Source organism: Alloalcanivorax venustensis ISO4, assembly GCF_015356855.1.
Taxonomy (GTDB): Bacteria; Pseudomonadota; Gammaproteobacteria; order Pseudomonadales; family Alcanivoracaceae; genus Alloalcanivorax; species Alloalcanivorax venustensis.
In genome coordinates, this window is record NZ_ARXR01000006.1 from 82,230 (window position 1) to 96,756 (window position 14,527).

Below are 14,527 nucleotides of genomic sequence, written 5' to 3' on the forward strand. Positions count from 1 at the left end.
TCGAAAATCCAAGCGGATTTTACGCCGTTATTACAATCCTGTTTCCCGGTGTTACCGGACGTTCAAACCCCTTAACCGGGCGCCTGCTTTGGGAAACCTTTTATTTGGTCACCCACTGCCCGGTGGGGGTCTTCACATATTCGCCGGATGGGGTTTTCTCGATCGCTTTCTGGCCGGCCAGATTGGCGACCTGCTCCAGGCTGATACCGTTTTCCCGGGCGATGCGCTGATACGCCTCACGGCGTTTTTCGTTCACGTCGGAGACCAGCTCCACCGCTTCCGAAGTGGCCTTGACCACGCCCAGGTAGCCGTTCGGCTGCTCGCCCACCAGGCCCTGGCTTTTCGCGCTGTCCAGGTCCAGGGCAAACGCCGCGCCGGCGAAAACCAGGGTGACCGCGAACAGCAGGTGTCGAATGAATGTCATGTTTATCTCCTGATCCCTACCCTAGAACAACTCGCTGTCTTCACTGAACAGGTCGTCAATATCCTTCTCGACCTTAAGACGGATTTCATGATCGATCTTAACGTTGAGGTTGATCGTGATCGGCTCCTTGGGGGCTTCCAGCGCCACCCGCGGCGTGCAGGCAACGGCCAGAGGCACCATCAGCGCCAGGGCCAGCAGGCCCGCGCTCCGGTGTCCGTTGATCCGGTCTGTCATGGTCTGGTCTCCGTCATCACTCTGTCGGTGATTCGTTCACCGATGCGTAAACTGCGTAATAGCTCTAGCACATTTTCCTTGTGGGTGTAATTAAAGACCACCGGCAGCCCGTTTCGTTGCGGATTGGTGCCGCGAATGTGCACGGCGGCGTCCAGCCAGCCGTCGTCGGCCATATCCACTTCCGCGCTGAAACGCTCCACGCGCAGCGGGTTGAGCGCCTCCAGAGCGATCGATACCGCCCGGTTGGATTCCGCCATCGCCTGGGTGCCCGCCGCCGGCAACAACGCCAGCGACAGCGGTGTCTCGTTGGCCAGCCGGCCGTCGCGCACCGCCACGCTGTCGGCGGCCAGGCGCAGCGGAATGTAGCCACCCACCTCGCCGGTAAGACTGACCACCGCCTCGTTCTGCAACGCCGCCAACTGATTCAGCTCGATGCCGGTCAGTACCACCGGCTGCCACTCCGACGACGGCCACCGCAAACGGGGCGCGCGCACTTCACCGCCCAGCAGTTGCGCGCTGATCTTTTCAAAACGCCACTGATCCAGATCGGTGTCCACGCCCATGCGCACCTCGGTAACCGGCACGCCCACGTCCAGGTTGGCCAGGGTCAGCGGCGCGCGGCTGCGGATGTTCGGCGCCTGCCCCTGGCGCCAGTCCAGCGCCAGATCCGCGTCCAGGCCACGCGCCTGGATGCTGCCCCAATCCAGTGACAGCCCTTCGCCGCGCAGGGTGCCGTCGACCTGGAAGGCGTCGCGCCACTGCCAGCGACCGTCCATCACCAGGTCGCCGGCGCGGGTGGTCAGTGGCAGCCCGCGGCTCATCGCCGGCACCAGCGGCGAGCGGCCCTGCAGCGTGCCGCTCAGCCCGGTGCCGCCCTGGCGGCCGCGCATGGACAGCCGGGTGCCCCACTGGTCCACCGAGAGGTCCGCCTGGAAGGCGGCGCCGTTGAGCCGGGCACTGCCGGTCACCGGCGGCAGGGTCCAGCGCTCCGCCACCAGGCCTTCGGCGCGCACTTCCAGGGCGCCGGTGGGCCCGCCCTCGCCGATCACCAGCGGCTCGCTGACGCGCAGGGTAAGCGGTTTGACCAGGCGCGTACCGCTCACCGTACCGCCCACGGACAGCCGACTACCGGCCAGCAGGCTCAGGCTGTCACCCCAGCGCCAGCGGCCCTCGGCGGTGACCGGCCCGCCCTGACCGAGCGTCGGCACCAGGCTGTAGAAGTGTTCGCCGCTGGCCTGGATCCGGCCCGCCCAGACGCCCTCGTCGAGCGCGCCGCTCAGCTGGCCCCGGAACGGCACGCTCTGGTAGCGGCCCTCCACGCTGGCCTGGAACGGCCACTGTGGCGGGCGCAGGCCGTCCACCGGCAAGCGCGCCGTCACGTCCAGATCGGTGGATTGGAGGCGCAGCCGGGCCGGCTCGCCGCGCACCCCGGTGGGGCCGGCGTCGCCGGTCCAGCCGCCGCTGACCCGGTAGCCCTGCCAGCGCCCGTCCACGGTGACGGCGCCGCGCCACTGCAGATCATTGGGCCGCCAGGCCAGGCCGCTTTCCGTGGTTTCCAGAGTGAGCTCCCGCCAGACCAGCGACAGCGGCAGGCTGGCCTGGCCCTGCATCGCCAGCGGCGCGGTGACCGGCTCGCGCAGGCGCACCGTCAGGTCCTCGGCCAGCCCGCTGACCTGGAACGGCGACACCGTAACCTCACCGTCCCGCCAGCGGAACGCCACCTCGCCATCAAGCCCCTCGCTGAGCGACAGGCTGCCCTGCCCTTCGCCCAGCCGCGCCGCGTCGCTGCTCAACGACAGAGCCGCCCGCCCCTGGGGGCCGTTGGCCACCAAGCGGCCGTCCGCCCGCACCAGCGCCGCGCCTTCGCCACGGGCCTGCAGGTCCTCGCCGGGGCTCACCACCCAGCCGGCGCCCACCGCCAGCGGCTCGTCCAGGCCGGCGCGCAGCCGCCAGGCGTCGCCCTGCCATTGGCCGCGCACGGTGACGTTGCCGCGCGGCCCGGGGGTTTCCAGACCCAGGTCCCGGCCCAGCAGCACCAGCTCGCCAGTGAAGTGTTCCGGGTCGGTCCAGTCCCCGGGCCACCACAGGCCGTCGCCCTGCACCCGCACCTCGCCGGCCAGGCGCTGGTCCAGATGGCCGCCTTGCAGGGTGCCGTCCACCCGCCAGCGGCCGCTGCTGCGGCGGTACTCGGCACTGAGCCGGCTGTCGCGGAACTCGGCCCGCGCCCGCCAGGCGCCGTCGCGCTGAGACAGGTTGACCATCACCGGTGGCAGATCGCGGTACTGCACCGCCCACACGGTGACCTCCAGGGCCGGTAAGGAAGGGATGTCGGTGAGGCCGTCCGGCGCCGTATCGGCGTCGTCGGGGCAGGCGTGAATGCCCAGGGTGTCGATGCCCAGGGTGAGCGGGCGCAGCGCCGACAAGCGCACGCCGCGGGCTTCCAAGGGCCGGCAACCGTCTGTTTCTTGCCAGACCGCGTCCAGGGTCAGGCCGTCGCGCCAGCCCGGGCCCTGCCAGTGCCAGCCGGCCAACCGTATCGCCAGGGCGGCGACCAGCACGGCCAGCAACAGGCCCGCCGCGATCACAAGCGGCAGCAGCCAGATCAGCCGCTTGCCGGGAAACCGTTTCGCCATCAACAATTCGACCTTTTTCCCTGGTCAGCAGTAAAGGGAAAGGATGGCGGTTTCACGCTCGGAAATACAGGCCTTTGCGACTCAACCGCGGGCGAACGCGGCCAGATGCTGGTCGGCGCCACCGAACAGGCCGTCCATGGCGGTGATGCGCTTAAAGTAACGCCCCACCGCCAGCTCGTCGGTCATGCCCATGCCGCCGTGCAGCTGCACCGCTTCCTGGGCGATATGCCGGCCGGCGCCACCGATGCGGGCCTTCAGCGCGTGCACCGCCTGGCGGGCGTCGTCGTGGCCTTCCAGCGTCTTCAGGGTGGCGGCCAACAGCAGCGAGCGGGTCTGCTCCAGGGCCATGAACATGTCCGCCATGCGGTGCTGCAGCACCTGGAAGCTGCCGATCGGCACGCCGAACTGCTTGCGGGTTTTGCTGTATTCCACGGTGTCGTCCAGCAGCACGGAGAGCGCGCCCACGGCTTCCGCCCCCAGGGCGAGAATGGCTTCGTCCAGTACTTGGCGGACCGGTTCGAAGGCGGCGTCTTTCTCGAAGATCAATGCGTCGGCGGACAACCGGACCCCATCGAGCTGCAGCCGGGCCGCCCGGTGGCCGTCCACCAGACGGTGCGGCGTCAGCGTCACGCCCGGGCTGCCCGGGTCGAGCAGGAACAACGACAGGCCGCGCTGATCGCCGGGCTCGCCGCCGGTGCGTGCCAGTACCAGAATACGGTCCGCCTGATCGCCGTTAAGCACCACGGTCTTGCGACCGTTCAAAACGAAGCCGCCGCCCTCCTCGCAGGCTTGCAGCGCGGTGTTTTCCGGCGCGAACACACGCTCCTGTTCGTCCACCGCCAACGCCAGCTGCAAGTCGCCCGCCATCAGGTCCGGCAGATAGCGGGCACGGCAGGCCGCGTCGGCGCGGCGCAGGATGCCGCCGCCCAACACCACCGTGGCCAGGTAAGGCGTGGTCACCCCGCCGCGACCCAGTTCTTCCAGCAGCACCATGGTTTCCACCAGGCCGGCGCCCAGGCCGCCGTCGTCCTCATCGAACGGCAGCGCCAGCCATCCCAGTTCAGCGAACTGACGCCACAGGGCTTCCGGCTGGTAGCCGCCCTGCACAAAACGGCGCGCGCTGTCGGCCAGCATTTGCTGCTCATCGCTCAGCGAAAAATTCATCCTCGTTCTCCTTCCGTCGCCGTCACAGGCCCAGTACCGCCTTGGCGATAATGCCCCGCTGCACCTCGTTGGACCCGCCGTAAATGGAACAGGCCCGCGCGTTCAGATAGGACGCCATGGCGGTGAGCGCGTACTCCGGGCCCAGCGGCGCCTCGTCACCGCCGGGCACCAGCGCCTGCGGCTGCCAGACCAGCGCCTGGCTGCCCAGCGTCTCGATACCCAGCTCGGTGACCCGCTGCTGCAGCTCGGTGCCGAGGATCTTGGTCATCGACGACAGCGCGCCCGGGTCCTTGCCCGCGGACAGTGCCGACTTGATGCGCTTTTCCGTAAAGGACAGCGCCAGCACCTCGCTTTCGCAGGCGGCCACCTTGTGCGCCCACACCGGATCCTCGCGCAAGCTGCCGCCGCCGGCGGTGGTCTGCCGCGCGGCGATCTGCTTCAGCCGCTGCAACTGCACGCCCAGCGCCGGCGCGTAGTCCTGGCCGCCGCGCTCGAAGGTGAGCAGGTACTTGGCCACCGTCCAGCCGTCGTTCTCCTCGCCCACCCGGTTGCGCTTGGGCACCCGCACATTGTCGAAGAACACCTGGCACTGCTCCGGCACTTCATCGAGGCCGACAATCGGGTCCACGGTGATCCCCGGCGTGTTCATATCCAGCAACAGGAAGGTAATGCCCGCCTGAGGCTTGCCGTCGCGGCGGGTGCGCACCAACAGGAACATGCGGTTGGCGTGGTGGGCGTAGGTGGTCCAGATCTTGGTGCCGTTGATCACATAGTCGTCGCCGTCGCTCTCCGCGAACGTCTTCAGCGACGCCAGATCGGAACCGGCGCCGGGCTCGGAATAGCCCTGGCACCAGATATCCTCGCCGGAAAGAATGCGCGGCAAATAATGCGCCTTCTGCTCCTCGGTGCCGAAGCCGATCAGACAGGGCCCGCACATCTGCAAGCCCATGGGAATCAGCGGCGGCGCCTCGGCGCGCACCAGCTCCTCGGCGAACACCGCGCGCTGGCCGACACTCCAGCCTGTGCCGCCATACTCTTTCGGCCAGTGCGGCGCCGCCCAGCCCTTTGCATGCAGAAGACGCTGCCAGGCCATCACCTCCTTCACCGGCGCGAACACCGAGGTGGTCTTGCGCCCCGCCTCCAGAATCTCAGGAGTCAGCGATTCATTCAGGAACGCACGCACTTCCTCGCGGAAATGCCGCTCCTGCTCGGGTACTTTCAGGTCCATGGTTCACCCCGGTAGCACGTTGGCTGGCCAGCATAGAACCAGCGGATTTGAGAGGCACTGGCCTTAAACACCGGCGCCCTGACGGAAACGGTCAGGCACGACATCCCAGCCCCACTCTACCCGGGGCCGGCGCCGCCGCTACTCGGCGAAACGGACGAGGTTTGCCGGCAATCAGCCGTCGCAGGCACACCCCGGCGGCTTCGTGCAGGTGTAGCTACGGCTGATGCAGGAATTACCGCAGGCCTTGCCCTTGCGGCACACCTTGCAGCAGCTTTGGAAAACTATATGAATCTGTTAACGAATAATCAGCTCCCCGATACTTCACTGAGCGCTGGTCTTCCGAACATGCTGTCGGTATGTGGTTGGACGACCATGCCCAAACCCTGTGTGGTCGGGAAAGACGTCCGACCAAGAAAGCTCTCTGTCGTTACCAAAAAGGACGTGGAACTTCTGAAGTTTCGGCGCATAGTCTTCGATATCGTTGTATACCTCGATAAAGCCATCGAGCTTGGCAATTTCCGGGTTTTCGAGAATTGCCTTAAGCATCTCCGACGTGGCCTGGACCGCCCTAGATACAGCAAGCACATCTCTAACGAGCTGCGTACTGGGCAGATCCTTGAAAACTAAAGTGTCGAGAACTCTCTGTGTCTGAATCAAACCCTGCCGAACAGCCTTAAGGTAGATAGGGTGAACCTCGCCCTTCTCCTGCACGATGCCCACAAGAGTCTCCACATCGGTCCGGGCCATACTCAGTGCGGATTTAAACCTGGCAATAGACTCCAAATGATCCATGTGAATTTTCTGCCGATACAGATCAACGGCATCCTGCATGGTCTTCCGGCTCCTGCTACCTGCATACCAAATGGCCAAACCAGCGACGATGGCTTGAACCCAGGCTGCGGTTGCTGGACTCCAGAACCACGTGGCCCAGCAATTCCAGTCACCTTCACACCAATACAGTTCCATTACTCCATTCTCTTCTACAGCGTCAGGGAGGCATGCCGAATTCCGTCACCAGGTTTCAAGGATTTGAAAAGCGAAGTAAGCCACGAAATATCGCAATCACTCCTAGGCAGCTTCAATCCTCGCCAAGCTTCTTTTCTTCAGGCCCCTCATCCTTCGACGAGATCTGAATGCCCGGAAACTTTGCTTTCTGGCTGGTGCGTAGCTCCACGGAGAATATCGTCATCGCCTCGATAATAGCACTCATAACCGCAACCTGATCTTCCAGAACCGCTAACGTTTGGTCAGGAATGGCCGGTCGTAGACCCAGGGGACTCAATGTGCCGCGCGACGCTTTGGCCTGCTCCAGAATGTCCTCAATGACGATGCACACTTGCTCACTAGGGAGCATATATCCCGAAAGAGCCAAAACGACTTCTTTATGGGCAGTCGGTTGAGTCATCAGGAACTCAACCTGACGATGGGTGAACTGAATCTGGCGAAGGGTGGCAATAAGTTTTCCAAGCCCGATTGGACCTCCCTTTTTAGCCTCTTTGATTACTTCCTCAATAACCGATGTACAGTACCTCTGCACTTGTATGATCGACTCAGTGTTCCTCTGGATGGCATCGCGCTTAGCCTTCGATTCACGCTGTGCCGCATGGCTAGCCACAACCACCGCCACTACAGCAGCCGCCAACGCACCAATCCCTTGCACCCAACCAACAGTTGCAGGGTTTGTAAGCCAGGCCACCCAGCAGTCGATATTAGATCCGCAAAAGCAGTAAGACATCACGCCCCCGAGTATTTTTAGGGTAAGCACGCTTTATCCGACCGCTCCACACCAAATCAGGGTTGGAGGGGGCCGCATCACATGCGAATTCCAAAATAGCTAACGTTGAACCACGGCTTTAGCTTGAGCTTCTCCGGCGTTCCTAGCCGCATCAAGGGTCTCGAAAGATGTATCCATCAGCTCAAGCGTGCCTCCAATTTTCCTTCCATTTTTGTCGTGCAACTCAACCTCCACCACCCACCGGCCCTCAGCAGTGAACTGGGTAGAGTGAATGGTGGCATCAACGGCCTCATTGATTTCTCTCACCGTTGTATCCGAATCATACTTTTGCACAAAAGTCCCCTGTTCGTGATTACACTTCCTTACGATATAACGCTGCTCGCCAGGCGGAAAGTGCCAAGCCGCATAGCAAACCATGACAAAAAAAGGGGGGAGGGTACGAGTGACGCACCTGTTGAACCACAGGACTAGCGCCACGACGACTGTCTTAACACAATGCCCGATAAAATTGTGATTGGCATCCACCACAGATACGGCAAGTGGCGCGTGGTTTACATACAGTATTTGTAACATCTCCTGGGTTCGTCTTCCCATAACGTCCCAACTGAAAGAGATGGTAGCCCTCCGCCGACATCATGTGCACTCCCAGATCCTAATTCACCAGAAGCCCGATTGGCGCGTAAACCAGTCCGGAGCTGCGCCCAGGTCGATAACCGGTACCTGACCCTGGCGTTCAGGGCGGCCAGGGACGCCGCCAACCCCTACCCCGACTGATCACTGGAGTAACAGCTGGGCTTCCATGAGCTGCGCGCCCTGAGCCTGCACCTGTACAAGAAAGCGGGCAAGGATGGGCAAAAGCTGGCCGGGCACAGCACGCGGAAGATGACGAAAAACTACGAGGCGGATCACGAAGAGGTGGTGTGTACCGAGGCCGTGGCCGACCTGGATTTGAGCAATATCACGGGCTGAGTTTTGCAACAGTATTGAAAATGTTTTGCAACAGCGTCAGAAACGAAAAAGGGCCAGTGCTCGTAAGTCACTGACCCTCTTCGTTTTATTTGGTCGGGACGGAAGGATTCGAACCTTCGACCCCTTGCACCCCATGCAAGTGCGCTACCAGGCTGCGCTACGCCCCGAAATTGTGCTGCTCCGCCAGGGGAAGGTTCAGTGCGGCGAAGCGGCGGGAATCATAACGGATTCCCCGGTCGGATGGAACCCGGAATCCGCGCCGGTCGGCGCGGATGCTCAGGCTTTGAGCAGACGGCGTTCAGGGATGGCGCACGCTGTTGATGCGGTCCGCGTTGAGCACGTCCAGCACGTCTTCCAGTTCGACGATCATCTGCTTGATCATCTGGTGGTAGCGGGTGGACTGCTCGGCGTTGGCGTCGCCGGACAGCTGCTGACGGGCGCCGCCGATGGTGAAGCCCTGCTCGTAGAGCAGACTGCGGATCTGGCGGATGGTGAGCACGTCCTGGCGCTGGTAGTAACGGCGGTTGCCGCGCCGCTTTACCGGTTTGAGCTGGGGGAATTCCTGCTCCCAGTAGCGCAGCACGTGCGGTTTGACGTCGCACAGCTCGCTGACCTCACCGATGGTGAAGTAGCGCTTGCCGGGGATCGCCGGCAGTTCGTCGTTATGACTGGGTTCGAGCATAGTCTTCCACCCGCTGTTTCAGTTTTTGCCCGGGACGGAAGGTGACCACGCGGCGCGCGGAGATCGGGATCTCTTCCCCGGTTTTCGGGTTCCGGCCGGGGCGCTCGCTTTTGTCACGCAGGTCGAAGTTGCCGAATCCGGAGAGCTTCACCGGCCGGTTGTCGGCCAGTGAGTCTCGAATCTGCTCGAAGAACATCTCCACCAGTTCCTTGGCTTCGCGCTTGTTGAGACCGAGCTCCTCGAACAGCCGGTCGGCCATATCTGCTTTGGTCAACGCCATTGGAAATGCCTCAATCCAGGCCCTTCTTCAGTCCCTGAGGGTCGCCTTAAACTGTTGTTTTAACTGAGATACTACCGCTTCCACCAGGTCGTTGACCTGGGCGTCCTTAAGAGTGCGCGAAGGATCCTGGAAGGTCAAGGTCAGCGCCAGGCTTTTGCGTCCGGCCTCGATGTTGTCGCCCTGGTAGAGGTCGAAAATATGCACCTGACGCAGGCGGTCGTCGCAGGCCTGGTGGGCGGCGGCGACCATCTCGCCGGCCGGCACGTCGGCGTCGACCACGAAGGCCAGGTCGCGCTGCACGCGGGGCTGGTCGGAGACCGGCTCGAAGTGCGGCAGGCGACCCAGACGCAGGGGCTCCAGGGCCAGTTCGAACAGGTACAGGCCCTTGGGCAGGTCGAGCTGCGCGGCCAGGCGCGGGTGCAGGCGGCCCAGGTGGCCCACGGTGTGGCCGTCACGGGTGACTTCGGCGCACTGCCCGGGGTGCAGCGCCGGGTGGCTGCCCGGCCGGAACGCGAAGGCGTCCGGTTGTGACAGGGCCAGCAGCGCTTCCACGTCCCCTTTCAGGTCGTAGAAGTCCACCGGGCGCGGCTTGCCCTCCCAGTGGGCGGGCTGGGCGCTGCCGTAGAGCAGGCCGGCGACCATGGGTTCCTGGGCCAGGCCGTCCGGGCCGGGCACGAAGCGCAGGCCGGTCTCGAACAGGCGCAGGCGGCTGCACTGGCGGTTGACGTTGCGCTCGGCGGCGCTCAGCAGGCCGGCCATCAGGCCGGTGCGCATCACGCCCAGGTCGGCGGAGATCGGGTTGAGCAGCGCCAGCGGCGCGTGGTCCGGGTCCACCTTGGCCTGCAGCTCCGGGGCCACAAAGCTGTAGGTGATGGCTTCCATATAGCCGCGGTCGCGCAGGGTGTCGCCCAGGCGGCGCAGCGGCAGCTCTTTCTCCGGGGCGGGGTCGCCGGCGGGGGTGCCGGCGGGCACGCGGCTGGGCAGATTCTCGTAGCCGTGCACGCGGGCCAGTTCCTCGATCAGGTCTTCCTGGATCGCCATGTCGAAGCGCCAGCTGGGGGCGCGCACCGACCACTGGCCGGCGCCGGTTTCGGTGACCGTCATGCCCAGGCGCTCGAGAATGTCGACGATGTTGGCGTCGTCCAGGGGCGCGCCCAGCAGGCGGGCCACGCGCTCGGCGCTCAGCTCGATGGTGGCGGGCTCGGGCAGCTTGTCCTCGGCCAGGGTTTCGTCCAGCGGGCCGGCTTCGCCGCCGGCGATCTCCAGGATCAGCGCGGTGGCGCGCTCCAGGGCGCGTTGTTGCAGGGCCGGGTCGACGCCGCGCTCATAGCGGTGCGAGGCGTCGGTGTGCAGGCCGTAGCGGCGCGCCCGGCCGGCGATGGCCAGCGGGCTGAAGAAGGCGCACTCCAGGAACAGATCGCGGGTGTCTTCGGACACCGCGCTGGGGCGGCCGCCCATGATGCCGGCCAGGGCCAGGGGGCCGTTGTCGTCGGCGATCAGCAGGGTGTCGTCGTTCAGCTCCAGGGTCTGGTCGTCCAGGCTTTGCAGGGTCTCGCCGGCCTGGGCGCGGCGCACGCGGATGCCGCCGGCCAGCTTGGCCAGGTCGAAGGCGTGCAGCGGCTGACCCAGCTCCAAAAGCACATAGTTGGTCACGTCGACGATCGGGTCGATGGCGCGCACGCCGGCGCGGCGCAGGCGCTCCACCATCCACAGCGGCGTCTCGGCGGCGGCGTTGATACCGCGAATCACCCGGCCCAGGTAGCGCGGGCAGCCGTCGCTGTCGTCCAGGGTCACCGGGAAGCGGTCGTCCAGGGTGGCGGGCACCGGCTCAATGGCGGGCTCGTTGAGCGGGGTGCGGTTGAGCACGCCCACTTCCCGGGCGATGCCGCGCAGGCTCAGGCAGTCGGCCCGGTTGGGGGTCAGGTCCACTTCGATGACGGTGTCGTTCAGCGACAGGTAGTCGCGGATATCGGTGCCCACGGGGGCGTCTTCCGGCAGTTCCAGCAGGCCGTCGATGCGGTCTTCGAGACCCAGCTCGGAGCCGCCGCACAGCATGCCCTCGGAGGGCTCGCCGCGCAGCTTGGCTTTCTTGATCTTGAGGTCGCCGGGCAGTTCGGCGCCGACCCGGGCGAACGGCGCTTTCAGGCCTTCGCGGGCGCTGGGGGCGCCGCACACCACCGGGAAGGTGCTCTCGCCGTCGCTGACTTCACAGACGCGCAGCTTGTCGGCGTCCGGGTGCGGCTGGCAGCTTACGATTTGCCCCACCACCACGCCGGTGAACGGCGGCGCCGCCGGCTCCACGGCGTCCACTTCCAGGCCGGCCATGGTCAGTTGGTGGGCCAGGGTGTCGCTATCGATGTCCGGGTTGACCCATTCCCGCAACCAGGCTTCATTGAAACGCATTCTTTATAGTCCCCTAGGCGAATTGCGACAAAAAGCGCGCGTCGTTTTCGAAGAACAGACGCAGATCGTTGACGCCGTAGCGCAGCATGGCGAGGCGCTCCACGCCCATGCCGAAGGCGAAGCCGCTGTAGCGGGTGGCGTCCACGCCGCCGTGCTCCAGCACCTTGGGATGGACCATGCCGCAACCCATGATTTCCAGCCAGCCGCTGTGCGAGCACACCCGGCAGCCCTCACCGCCGCAGGTCATGCAGCCCACGTCCACCTCGGCGCTGGGCTCGGTGAACGGGAAGTAGCTGGGCCGGAAGCGCACCGGCAGGTCGTCCACCTCGAACACGAACTTGAGAAACGCCGCCACGGTGCCTTTCAGGTCCGCGAAGGTGATGTTCTCGTCCACCAGCAGCCCTTCCACCTGGTGGAACATGGGCGTGTGGGTGAGATCCGAATCGCAGCGGTACACCCGCCCGGGGGCGATGATGCGGAACGGCGGCTCGCCCTTCTGCATCACGCGCACCTGCACCGGCGAGGTGTGGGTGCGCAGCAGACGGCCGTCACCGAAATAGAAGGTGTCGTGCATGGCCCGGGCCGGGTGGTGGGCGGGAATGTTGAGCGCCTCGAAGTTGTGGAAGTCGTCTTCTACCTCCGGGCCTTCGGCGATGTCGAAGCCCAGCCGCAGGAAGAAGTCTTCCATGCGCCGGCGCATGCGCGTGACCGGGTGCAGGGCCCCGGGCTGTTCGCCCCGGCCGGGCAGGGTCACGTCCAGGGTCTCGGCGCTCAGCTGTTCGTTCAGGGCCGCTTCCTCGAGCGTTTGGCGGCGCTCGTCGATGGCCGCCTGAACGCGCTGCTTGGCTTCGTTGATCAGCGCGCCGGCCTTGGGCCGCTCTTCCGCGCTCAGCCCGCCCAGGCTCTTGAGCAGCGCGCTGATCTCCCCCTTCTTACCCAGGTAACGCACTCGCACGTCGTCCAGCGCGCGCGCGTCACCGGCCCCGGCCACTTCCGCCAGCGCCGCCTCCACCAGGCTTTCCAGGTTCTCCATCATATAATTTACCTGTCCCGTGTTATCTCTCTGCCTCGATGCTCCGGAAGCCCCGGCTGGGCCCTTTCGCGACGCTGACAGGGTCGTTTTGCTTTCGGATCAAGGCGCGCCGCCGCCGGCGGGCTGGAGGCCCGCCAAGAAGGTGCAACGCCGAGCCGGAAGCAAAACGGCCCTGGCCCGAAGGGTCGCCTCCGGCGACAGCGTCGCGAAAGGGCCCAGTCGGGGCTTCCAAACGAAAAAAGGGGAAGAGCGCGAGCTCTTCCCCCGTTTCGGAGTGCTGTCGTGTAGGCTAACCGACAGTCAGCTCAGGCGGCGAGACTCGCTTTGGCTTTCTCGGCCAAAGCACCAAACGCTGCCTGATCGCGAACCGCCAGGTCCGCCAGCACTTTACGGTCGATCTCGATGGACGCCTTCTTGAGGCCGTCGATCATACGGCTGTAGGACATGCCGTTGACGCGGGCGGCGGCGTTGATCCGCACGATCCACAGACGACGGAACTGACGCTTGCGGACCTTGCGGTCACGGTAAGCGTACTGGCCGGCCTTGGTGACCGCCTGTACCGCCACGCGGAAGACGCGGCTGCGCGCCCCGTAATAACCTTTTGCTTGCTTGAGAATTTTCTTGTGCCGGCGACGCGCCTGCACACCACGCTTAACTCGAGCCATTGTTCAGACCTCCAAAAACCGGTGATTTAGCTGTAGGGCATCATGCGCTTGACCAGGGGCACATCGGACTCGTGTACCTGGGTCTTGGGGCGCAGATGACGAATCGTCTTGGCGGACTTCTTCGTCAGGATGTGGTTTTTGAATGCCTGCTTACGCTTGAAACCGGAGGCGGTTTTTTTAAAACGCTTTGCGGCCCCGCGGTTTGTCTTGATCTTTGGCATGGTACCTGTCTCAAGTTGTGTGAATAAAACAAAAGCAACCGGGGTTCCGGTTACTTTTTCTTCTTGCTGCCCGGGCTGAGCACCATGATCATCTGGCGCCCTTCCATGTTCGGGCGTTGCTCGACGGAACCGTGTTCCGCGAGATCGGCCTCCACCCGCTCCAGCAGTTCGCGACCCAGCTCCTGGTGAGCCATTTCGCGACCGCGGAAACGCACGGTGACCTTGGTCTTGTCGCCGGCCTCGAGGAAGCGCTTGAGGTTACGCAATTTCACCTCATAGTCGCCGGAGTCGGTGCCGGGACGGAATTTGATTTCCTTAAGCTGAGTCTGACGCGTCTTCTTGCGCGACTCCTTGGCTTTCTGCTTTTGTTCGAACAGATGCTTGCCGTAATCCATGATTCGGCAAACAGGCGGTTCCGCATCAGGGGAGATTTCCACCAGATCCAGTTGCTTGCCGCTGGCCTGCTCGATGGCCTCCTCTAAGGGAACGATGCCTACCTGCTCGCCATCGACGTCGATCAGTCGAACCTGAGTCGCCTGGATTTGCTGATTAATTCTGGCTCGCTGCTCGCGGCCTTTGCCTCCACGCTTAATATCGTGAACCTCCAACTGGTTAATCGAACGAGGCCGCCATCACCTCAGCGGCTCTTGAATATAGCAGGTCATTCTAGGCGACCCCCGGGTCTGCGTAAACCTGGGGTGGCCAAGCGCTGAATTCAAGAGCGGCTCGAAACTGGTAGAACCGGGCGGATTCGAACCGCCGACCTCTGCCATGTCAAGGCAGCGCTCTAACCAACTGAGCTACGGTTCTGCAGAGGGGCGCAATTCTAGGCAGCCAGGACGCCGCTGGCAAGCCC

Annotated in this window: 15 protein-coding genes and 2 tRNA genes; all 17 read right to left on the reverse strand. The window is 64.2% G+C overall.

Annotated features, from left to right (window positions below; genetic code table 11):
- Nucleotides 1–100: 100 nt before the first annotated feature.
- Nucleotides 101–424, reverse strand: a complete 324-nt coding sequence (locus ISO4_RS05295; RefSeq protein WP_142948639.1) for a YdbL family protein — start codon at nucleotides 422–424, stop codon at nucleotides 101–103.
- Between the two features lie 21 nt (nucleotides 425–445).
- Nucleotides 446–604, reverse strand: coding sequence for a YnbE family lipoprotein (locus ISO4_RS05300; RefSeq protein ID WP_185956908.1), 159 nt, complete (start codon nucleotides 602–604; stop codon nucleotides 446–448).
- Between the two features lie 50 nt (nucleotides 605–654).
- Nucleotides 655–3,291 carry an intermembrane phospholipid transport protein YdbH family protein gene (locus ISO4_RS05305; protein WP_194855409.1) on the reverse strand — a complete coding sequence of 879 codons (2,637 nt, stop codon included), beginning with the start codon at nucleotides 3,289–3,291 and terminating at the stop codon, nucleotides 655–657.
- A gap of 81 nt (nucleotides 3,292–3,372) precedes the next feature.
- Nucleotides 3,373–4,455, reverse strand: a complete 1,083-nt coding sequence (locus ISO4_RS05310; protein ID WP_194855410.1) for an acyl-CoA dehydrogenase family protein — start codon at nucleotides 4,453–4,455, stop codon at nucleotides 3,373–3,375.
- A gap of 22 nt (nucleotides 4,456–4,477) precedes the next feature.
- Entirely contained in the window at nucleotides 4,478–5,683 is a 1,206-nt protein-coding gene (locus ISO4_RS05315; protein WP_194855411.1) for an acyl-CoA dehydrogenase family protein, read from the reverse strand.
- A gap of 321 nt (nucleotides 5,684–6,004) precedes the next feature.
- Nucleotides 6,005–6,649: a hypothetical protein gene (locus tag ISO4_RS05320; protein WP_142948644.1), complete on the reverse strand. Its 645-nt coding sequence runs from the start codon at nucleotides 6,647–6,649 to the stop codon at nucleotides 6,005–6,007.
- A gap of 112 nt (nucleotides 6,650–6,761) precedes the next feature.
- Entirely contained in the window at nucleotides 6,762–7,448 is a 687-nt protein-coding gene (locus tag ISO4_RS05325; protein WP_194855412.1) for a hypothetical protein, read from the reverse strand.
- A 69-nt stretch (nucleotides 7,449–7,517) separates the two neighbouring features.
- A complete protein-coding gene (locus ISO4_RS05330) occupies nucleotides 7,518–7,751 on the reverse strand; it encodes a hypothetical protein (RefSeq protein ID WP_142948646.1) in 234 nt (77 codons plus the stop codon).
- A gap of 726 nt (nucleotides 7,752–8,477) precedes the next feature.
- Nucleotides 8,478–8,554 (reverse strand) — tRNA-Pro (locus ISO4_RS05335).
- 131 nt (nucleotides 8,555–8,685) lie between these two features.
- Nucleotides 8,686–9,069, reverse strand: coding sequence for a MerR family transcriptional regulator (locus ISO4_RS05340; RefSeq protein ID WP_142948647.1), 384 nt, complete (start codon nucleotides 9,067–9,069; stop codon nucleotides 8,686–8,688).
- A complete protein-coding gene (gene ihfA, locus ISO4_RS05345) occupies nucleotides 9,050–9,349 on the reverse strand; it encodes an integration host factor subunit alpha (RefSeq protein WP_142948648.1) in 300 nt (99 codons plus the stop codon). Before ihfA ends, ISO4_RS05340 begins: the two co-directional genes overlap by 20 nt.
- A gap of 27 nt (nucleotides 9,350–9,376) precedes the next feature.
- The gene (gene pheT, locus ISO4_RS05350; RefSeq protein ID WP_194855413.1) at nucleotides 9,377–11,752 is read right to left on the reverse strand and encodes a phenylalanine--tRNA ligase subunit beta; all 2,376 of its coding nucleotides are present in this window, start codon (nucleotides 11,750–11,752) and stop codon (nucleotides 9,377–9,379) included.
- Between the two features lie 13 nt (nucleotides 11,753–11,765).
- Entirely contained in the window at nucleotides 11,766–12,785 is a 1,020-nt protein-coding gene (gene pheS / locus ISO4_RS05355; protein ID WP_142948751.1) for a phenylalanine--tRNA ligase subunit alpha, read from the reverse strand.
- Between the two features lie 305 nt (nucleotides 12,786–13,090).
- The gene (gene rplT, locus ISO4_RS05360) at nucleotides 13,091–13,450 is read right to left on the reverse strand and encodes a 50S ribosomal protein L20 (protein WP_067610411.1); all 360 of its coding nucleotides are present in this window, start codon (nucleotides 13,448–13,450) and stop codon (nucleotides 13,091–13,093) included.
- Between the two features lie 26 nt (nucleotides 13,451–13,476).
- A complete protein-coding gene (gene rpmI, locus ISO4_RS05365; RefSeq protein ID WP_067610414.1) occupies nucleotides 13,477–13,671 on the reverse strand; it encodes a 50S ribosomal protein L35 in 195 nt (64 codons plus the stop codon).
- 50 nt (nucleotides 13,672–13,721) lie between these two features.
- Nucleotides 13,722–14,279, reverse strand: a complete 558-nt coding sequence (gene infC, locus ISO4_RS05370) for a translation initiation factor IF-3 (protein WP_142948650.1) — start codon at nucleotides 14,277–14,279, stop codon at nucleotides 13,722–13,724.
- A gap of 125 nt (nucleotides 14,280–14,404) precedes the next feature.
- A tRNA-Val gene (locus ISO4_RS05375) sits at nucleotides 14,405–14,481 on the reverse strand.
- Nucleotides 14,482–14,527 lie beyond the last annotated feature (46 nt).

Excerpts from the sequence above, each read along its gene's own strand:
- ISO4_RS05315 (WP_194855411.1), bottom strand. The coding sequence starts at position 5,683 with ATGGACCTGAAAGTACCCGAGCAGGAGCGGCATTTCCGCGAGGAAGTG.
- pheT (WP_194855413.1), bottom strand. The coding sequence starts at position 11,752 with ATGCGTTTCAATGAAGCCTGGTTGCGGGAATGGGTCAACCCGGACATC.
- rplT (WP_067610411.1), bottom strand. The coding sequence starts at position 13,450 with ATGGCTCGAGTTAAGCGTGGTGTGCAGGCGCGTCGCCGGCACAAGAAA.
- rpmI (WP_067610414.1), bottom strand. The coding sequence starts at position 13,671 with ATGCCAAAGATCAAGACAAACCGCGGGGCCGCAAAGCGTTTTAAAAAA.
- ISO4_RS05340 (WP_142948647.1), bottom strand. The coding sequence starts at position 9,069 with ATGCTCGAACCCAGTCATAACGACGAACTGCCGGCGATCCCCGGCAAG.
- ihfA (WP_142948648.1), bottom strand. The coding sequence starts at position 9,349 with ATGGCGTTGACCAAAGCAGATATGGCCGACCGGCTGTTCGAGGAGCTC.
- ISO4_RS05320 (WP_142948644.1), bottom strand. The coding sequence starts at position 6,649 with ATGGAACTGTATTGGTGTGAAGGTGACTGGAATTGCTGGGCCACGTGG.
- ISO4_RS05300 (WP_185956908.1), bottom strand. The coding sequence starts at position 604 with ATGGTGCCTCTGGCCGTTGCCTGCACGCCGCGGGTGGCGCTGGAAGCC.
- ISO4_RS05305 (WP_194855409.1), bottom strand. The coding sequence starts at position 3,291 with ATGGCGAAACGGTTTCCCGGCAAGCGGCTGATCTGGCTGCTGCCGCTT.
- ISO4_RS05295 (WP_142948639.1), bottom strand. The coding sequence starts at position 424 with ATGACATTCATTCGACACCTGCTGTTCGCGGTCACCCTGGTTTTCGCC.
- ISO4_RS05310 (WP_194855410.1), bottom strand. The coding sequence starts at position 4,455 with ATGAATTTTTCGCTGAGCGATGAGCAGCAAATGCTGGCCGACAGCGCG.
- pheS (WP_142948751.1), bottom strand. The coding sequence starts at position 12,785 with ATGGAGAACCTGGAAAGCCTGGTGGAGGCGGCGCTGGCGGAAGTGGCC.